At 76.4% G+C, this 5,605-nt stretch carries 3 protein-coding genes; all 3 read left to right on the top strand.

Annotated features, from left to right (window positions below):
- Window positions 1-188: 188 nt before the first annotated feature.
- Entirely contained in the window at window positions 189-2,153 is a 1,965-nt protein-coding gene (locus J7I94_RS37065; protein WP_215174646.1) for a helix-turn-helix domain-containing protein, read from the top strand.
- 127 nt (window positions 2,154-2,280) lie between these two features.
- Window positions 2,281-3,504 carry a styrene monooxygenase/indole monooxygenase family protein gene (locus J7I94_RS37060; RefSeq protein ID WP_215174644.1) on the top strand — a complete coding sequence of 408 codons (1,224 nt, stop codon included), beginning with the start codon at window positions 2,281-2,283 and terminating at the stop codon, window positions 3,502-3,504.
- Window positions 3,505-3,627: 123 nt separating this feature from the next.
- A complete protein-coding gene (locus tag J7I94_RS37055) occupies window positions 3,628-5,418 on the top strand; it encodes a histidinol-phosphate aminotransferase family protein (protein ID WP_215174642.1) in 1,791 nt (596 codons plus the stop codon).
- Window positions 5,419-5,605 lie beyond the last annotated feature (187 nt).

Below are 5,605 nucleotides of genomic sequence, written 5' to 3'. Positions count from 1 at the left end.
GTGCGGATCAGGGACCGAGAGTGTGCACAGGCAACGCTCAGGGTACGGGGACAGGGTAGACCGCTCATGATCATGAAGTGGGCGGGGGGTCTGTGAGTGTCTCAATACGAGACAGTGCGCATGTGGCGCGGCGCCCAGGGGTATCGGCCGTCGCCGACGGGGCCGGGCCCGGTACGGTGTGGGACGTCATGGCCACGGCAGATCGCTCCTTCCCAGTCGCACACCATTCCTTCACTTCTCGTTCGCTCGCGCAGCTGAGGCGGGCCCGGGAACGGTTCCTGGCGGGGCGTCCGCTCCCCGGCGGCGTGCCGGAGGAGGTGGCCGCCGCGTGGCGGCGTGCCCGGTTCTTCGGGGTACGGCCGGACACGGCCTGGCCCGAGCCGGGCACCGGGGAAGCGGACCGGGGTCCCGGGCCCGGCACGGACGCCGGGAACGGGGCCGGCCGCCCGCCCGAGCCGGCCCTGCTGGCGGCGGCCCGGCCGGTGCTGGAGCGGCTGGCGCCGTGCCTCGGCGACGGCCGGGCGGTACTCCTCCTCACCGACGAGCGGGCGCGGATCCTGTGGCCGTCCCACGGCGCCGGCGGCGCGGACCTGTCCGAGCGGCGGGTCGGACACAACAGCGCGGCCCTCGCGCTGGGCACCGGCCGCTCCTGCGCGGTGCACGGCCCCGAACACGTCCTCGACGCGTGGCAGGACGTGTCGGCGGTCAGCGTGCCGGTCCTGGACCCGGCCGGGCACGTCCGGGGGACGGTGACCGTGGCGTCACCGCTGTGGACGGACGGCCGTACGCCTCCCGAGGCGGCGCTGGCCGAGGCGGTGGCCGCGCTGGTGGAGACGGAACTGGCGGCGCGGTCGCGCCCGGCGGAACGGGCCCTGCTGGACGCCTACCTCGCGGCGGCATCCGGCGAGGACCGCGCGGTGGTCGCGTTCGGCGGCCACAGCCGGCTGGTGAGCCGGGCCGCGGCCCGGCTGCTGTCCCCGGCGGACCTGGAACACCTGGAGCGGAACGCGCCGTGGGGCCGGGACCTGGGGTACGGCCCCGCCTCGGGAGAACTGCCGGGCGCGGGTGTCGGTACGAGTACGGATGCGGAGTCCGGGGCCCGGTTGCCGTCGGCGCCGCGGCCGGGCGGCGGGGACGGCGTGCCGGAGTCGTGGGACCCCGCTGCCGGGGCCGGCCCGGGACCGGCGCCTGTGCCCCCGCCACCCCGGGACGGCGCGGAGGAACCGCCGGGCGCGGACCTCACGTACGAGATCCGGCTGCCCTCCGGGGCGGTGGCCGCCGCGCGGGTCGCCTCCGTGCGGCATCAGGGGGCGGTCGTCGGGGCCGTGGCCGAACTGGAGCCGGTGCCCGGCGCGTCCGCGCGGGGCCCCGGCAGGGCCACCGTCGCGCTGGCCGGCCGGTCGGTGCCCTGGCGGCGGGCCGTCGAACGGGCCGCCGAACTCGCCGAGGTCCGCGCCCCGTTGCTGCTGGCCGGCGAACGCGGCACCGGCAAGACCACCCTGGCCCGCGAACTCACCTGCGACCCGCTCGTCCTGGACGCCGCCGAAGGCCCCCTGGGCGAGGGCGTCCTGCCGTCCGGGGACCGCCCGGTACTCCTGCGGCACGCCGAGCGCCTGGCGCAGCCGGACGTCGCCGTCCTCAACCGCCTGCTCGACGACCGCCCCGACGCACCGCTCCTGCTCACCTACACCCCCGGTACACCCCCGGGCCCCTGCCTGCAACGGCTCCTGGACGCCTTGTCCGCCCGCTCGGTCACCCTGCCCGCGCTGCGGGAACGCCCCGAGGACATCGAGGACCTCCTCCCCGCCGTCACCCCGCGCCCCGCCGCCGGACACCCGCCGCTCACCTGGACCCTGGACGCGCTGCGCGCCCTGGAACGCTACCCGTGGCACGGCAACGTCACCGAACTCACCCACGTCGTACGGGCACTGGCGCTCCAGCGCCGCACGACGGGTCCCGTGCGGCGCTGCGAACTCCCCGACCCGGTGCGCCAGGGCCCCGCCGCCCGCCCGCTCAGCCCCATGGAACAGGCCGAACGCGCCACCATCCTGGAGACCCTGCGCCGGCACGGCGGCAACAAGGCCCGTACGGCGGCGGCGTTGGGCATCGGCCGCGCGACGCTCTACCGCAAGCTGCGGAGCTACCAGACATAGCGGAGCGCGGGCATACCGGCCGGACGGGAGGGTAGGGCTTCCTCCGCGCCACCCCATGGACCAGCCAGCCACCGAGTCGTGGCCCCGCGCGGACGGGCCGCGACGGTCGCCTCCCGGGAGCCTTGCCATGCCGGACATCGGAATCGTCGGAGCGGGGGTCGCCGGCCTCCACCTGGGCCTGCTGCTGCGCCGGCAGGGCCTGCCCGTCACGCTCTACAGCGACCGGACCCCGGCCCAGGTGGCCACCGGACGCCTGCCGGCCACCGTCGCGCACCACGCCCCCACCCTGCGCCGGGAGGAGGCGCTCGGCGTCGGGTTCTGGCCCGCCGGGGAATACGGCTACACCTGCCACCACCACTACGTCGGCGGCCCCCGGCCGCTGTCGTTCCGCGGCGACTTCACCAGCCCCTCCCGCGGTGTCGACCACCGCCTGGTCCTGCCCGCGCTGACCGAGGTGTTCCAGGAACGCGGCGGCGAACTCCGGGTGGGGCAGGTCGGCACCGACGACGTGGAGAAGCTCGCCGCCCGGCACGACCTCCTCGTCGTCGCCGCCGGACGCGGCCCGCTCGCCGCGCTCTTCCCCCGGCTGGACGGCCCCGGCTCGGCCACCGCGCCGCGCCGCCGGCTCTGCGCCGGCCTCTACCACGGCGTCGCGCCCGCCGAACCCAAGGGCGTGACCCTGTCCCTCGCCCCCGGCCGCGGCGAACTGATCGAGATCCCGCTGTACTCCCGCGACGGACACGTCACCGCGCTGCTGTTCGAGTGCGTCCCCGACGGCGGCGCGGACGCGCTGTGCGACATCGACCACCGGGCCGACCCGGCCGCGTTCCGCCGCGCGGTGCTCGACGAACTCGCGGCCCACCACCCCACCGTCTCCGCACGGATCGTGCCGGGCGAGTTCGGGCTCACGGGCCCGCTCGACCTCGTACGGACGGCGATCGTGCCGACCGTGCGGGCGGACTGGGCGGAACTGCCCGGCGGACGGTACGCGCTCTCCCTCGGCGACGCCCACACCGTCGTCGACCCCATCGTCGGGCAGGGCGCCAACATCGCCTCGTACAGTGCCGAGGTCGTCGCCGAGGCCGTCCTGGAGGACCCCGTCCTCGACGAGCTGTTCTGCCGCCGGGTCGCGCGGCGCCGCGGCGAGGTCGTCATGGGAGCGGCCCGCTGGTCCGAGCTCATGCTCCAGCCACCCGGGCACGTGCGGCGGTTGCTCGGCGCGATGAGCGAACTGCGCGGTGCGGCCGACGAGTTCACCGACAACTTCGGCCACCCCGACCGGCAGTGGCGCGTCGTCGCCACGCCCGAACGCACCCACGCGTTCCTGGCCCGGCACGGCGCCGCCCGCTGACGGCACACGAAGGGCGACCGTGCCTGAGTACCCGTACTCAGCCCGTCTGCGTCCCCGGACTCTGAGCCCGGCCCGTGCCCGCCTCGCACGATGGGGGCCCATCCCGTGGCGGAAGAGGCATGCATGGGCCCCGACCTGCAAGTGCGCGTGGCGACCACCGAGGATCTCCCGTGGATCCACGAGCTGCGCCACCGGGTGTACGCACAGGAACTGGGCCAGCACCCGCCGGACCCGTCCGGACGGCTGTCCGACGGACTCGACGGCGACAACGTCTACCTGGTCGTGGCACACGGCCCGGCCCGCACCGGCTTCGTCAGCGTGACGCCGCCCTGGGCGGGCCGGTACGCGCTGGAGAAGTACCTCACGCGCGAGGAACTGCCGGTGCTGTCCGAGGACGGCGTGTTCGAGGTGCGCCTGCTCACCGTGGAGCCGGAGCGGCGGTCGACCGGCGCGGCGACGCTGCTGATGTACGCGGCGCTGCGCTGGATCGCGGCCCGGGGCGGACGCCGGGTGGTGGCGATGGGCCGCACCGAGCTGCTCACCATGTACCTGGCCACCGGACTGCGCCCCGCCGGCCGTACCGTGCGCAGCGGCGCCCCGTCCTTCGAGGTGCTGACCGGGAGCGTCAGCGGCCTGACCCGGGCGGCGACCGGCCGGTACCGCGCCGCGATCGCCCGGCTGCGGGACCGGACGGACTGGCGGCTGGACACGCCTTTCGCCTCCCCGCCGGACGGCTGCGAACACGGCGGCGCCTCCTTCACGGCGATCGGCACCGACTTCGCCGACCTTGACCGGCGGCACCGGATCGTCGCCGCCGACGTCCTGGACGCCTGGTTCCCGCCGGCTCCCGGGGTCCGGGCGGCGCTCGCCGAGGACCCGGCCTGGGCCGCCCGGACCTCACCGCCCGCCGGTGCCGAGGGCCTGCTCGCGGCGGTCTCCGCGGCCCGCGCGCTGCCGGTGGACGCGCTCGCGGTGGGCGCCGGTTCGTCCGACCTGATCTTCCGGGCGTTCGGCCGGTGGCTGACCCCCACCAGCCGGGTCCTGCTGACGGACCCCTGCTACGGCGAGTACGCCCATGTCACGGAGCGTGTCATCGGCTGCCGCGTCGACCGGTTCCCGCTGCGCCGCGCGGACGGCTGGCGGATCGACCCGGACCGGCTGGCGTCCGCCGTCGCCTCCGGCGGCTACGACCTCGTGGTCCTGGTCAACCCGAACAACCCGACCGGGCGGCACGCCCCCGCCGCCGGACTCCGGTCCCTGCTCGCCGCCGCGCCGCCCCGGACCCGCTGGTGGATCGACGAGGCGTACATCGGCTACGCCGGCCTCACCGAGTCGCTCGCCCCGCTCGCCGCGACGGACCCGCGAGTGGTGGTCTGCACCTCACTGTCGAAGATGTACGCGCTGTCCGGCGTGCGGGCCGCCTACCTGGTGGCCGAACCCGCCACCGCGGCACGGCTGCGCGACTGGACGCCGCCCTGGCAGGTCGGGCTCCCGGCCCAGCTGGCCGCGGTGGCGGCGCTGCGCGACCCGGCGTACTACTCCGGCCGCTGGCTGCGCACCCACGCCCTGCGCCGGACCCTCGCCACCGATCTGGCGGCCCTGGACGAAAGGGTAGAGGTCGAGGAGTCCGTGGCGAACTTCCTCACCCTCACCCTGCCGTCCGAGCGGCCGGGCGCGGCCCGTCTGGTGGCCCAGTGCCGTCGCCAGGGCGTGTACCTGCGCGACCTGTCCCCGTTGTCCCCGCGTTACGAGGGCCGCGCCGTGCGGGTCGCGGTCCGGGACACCGCGGAGAACGCCCGCGTCGTCGCCGCCTGCCGCGCCGCCCTGGAGACCCTCCGGCCGGGGCCGGCGTCCCGCACCGCCACGTCCCGGGCGGTCACCGCCGGTGCCCTGGCGGCCGGGCCGGCCGGGTGACCCAGCTCCCGTAGGGGCGTTCGGCGGGTGCCGGGTTCCGCCCATCAACCCGGCACCCCCCGCCGGCCGGGCAGCCACCGTCGGCGAGTGGCTGCCCGGCCGCAGGTCGGCAGTGGCCGACCCGGTCAGGCGATCGGCTAGGGCCTGTCGTTCGGATCAGGACGCGGGACATCGGCGGGACTTGTCC

This window comes from Streptomyces sp. ISL-12 (assembly GCF_018614415.1).
Taxonomy (GTDB): domain Bacteria; phylum Actinomycetota; class Actinomycetes; order Streptomycetales; family Streptomycetaceae; genus Streptomyces.
Note: the sequence above shows the minus strand (reverse complement) of the source record. Positions and strands in the feature narration are given on the sequence as shown.